The organism is uncultured Streptococcus sp. (genome assembly GCF_938036805.1).
Taxonomy (GTDB): Bacteria; Bacillota; Bacilli; order Lactobacillales; family Streptococcaceae; genus Streptococcus.
The window spans coordinates 1-1,199 of record NZ_CALHWC010000198.1 but is presented as its reverse complement, the minus strand read 5'-3'; the positions used below and the strand labels follow the sequence as shown (position 1 = coordinate 1,199).

Annotated in this window: 2 protein-coding genes; both read left to right on the top strand. The window is 41.4% G+C overall.

Annotated features, from left to right (window positions below):
- A partial coding sequence (locus Q0191_RS08620) for a PRD domain-containing protein (RefSeq protein WP_297665652.1) occupies window positions 1-809 on the top strand: 809 nt, incomplete at its 5' end.
- 24 nt (window positions 810-833) lie between these two features.
- A complete protein-coding gene (gene lacF / locus Q0191_RS08615; protein ID WP_048792057.1) occupies window positions 834-1,151 on the top strand; it encodes a PTS lactose transporter subunit IIA in 318 nt (105 codons plus the stop codon).
- The last annotated feature ends 48 nt before the right edge of the window (window positions 1,152-1,199 follow it).

Here is a 1,199-nt window from a genome sequence, read left to right as displayed (position 1 = left end):
ATAACAATGTTGCTCTAGCCAAACATGAAAATGGTGAAGAGGTTGTTCTGATTGGTAGTGGGATAGCATTCAATAAGAAAAAGGGTGATCCTGTTCTGGAAAGTAAGATTGAGAAAGTCTTTCGTATGAGAACGGAAGAATCCAAGGAAAACTTTGTGGCCTTGCTCAAAGATGTGCCACTGGATTTTATCACAGTGACTTACGATGTGATTGACACGCTTTCTAAGAAATACCATTACCCCGTCCAGGAGTATATCTATGTCACACTGACGGATCATATTTACTGTTCTTATCAAGCGCTTCAGCAGGGGCGGTACAAGAGTAGTGATCTGCCAGATGCTTCAGATAAATATCCCACTCCTTATCAAATTGCTCAAGAAGCAGTAGCTATTTATCGGGAACGACTCTTAGAAGCATTTCCAGACGATGAAATAAACAGAATCGCCTATCACTTTATCAATGCAGAAGGGGTCTCCAGTCCAGCAGGTCAGGGTCATTTGGATCAGCGGAAGGAAATTCTAGCGGCTGTAGAAGAAGAGCTGAGAAAGCAGGGAATTAAAAGAACATCGGAGAATAGCAACTTCTATGACCGATTTATGATTCATCTCAATTACTTCTTAGATTACTTAGACAGAAGCCGAGATGACAACGTTTCACTGTTAGAAATGGAAAGTCAGATTAAACTGACCTATCCCAAAGCTTATCAAATCGGAAGTAGTCTTTATGAGATTATTGCCCAGAAAACTGGAATAGACTTGTATCATAGTGAGCGAGTTTATCTGGTCTTGCATATTCAACGATTATTATAAGGAACATTAAAAGGAGGATCTATCATGAATAGAGAAGAAGTAACATTACTTGGTTTTGAAATCGTAGCCTACGCGGGTGATGCTCGTTCCAAGTTGCTGGAAGCATTAAATGCAGCGCAGGCAGGAGAATTTGCCCGCGCTGAAAGTTTGGTGGAAGAAGCAAATGCTTGTATCGTCGAAGCGCACCATGCTCAGACCAGTCTTTTGACCAAAGAAGCTGCTGGTGAGGATTTGGCCTATAGCGTGACCATGATGCATGGTCAAGACCACCTGATGACAACCTTGTTGCTCAAGGATTTGATGAAGCACATGATTGAACTATACAAAAGAGGAGCAAAATAATGAACAAACTCATCGGACTTATTGAGAAAGGGAAGCCTTTCTTTGAGA

Excerpts from the sequence above, each read along its gene's own strand:
- lacF (WP_048792057.1), top strand. The coding sequence starts at position 834 with ATGAATAGAGAAGAAGTAACATTACTTGGTTTTGAAATCGTAGCCTAC.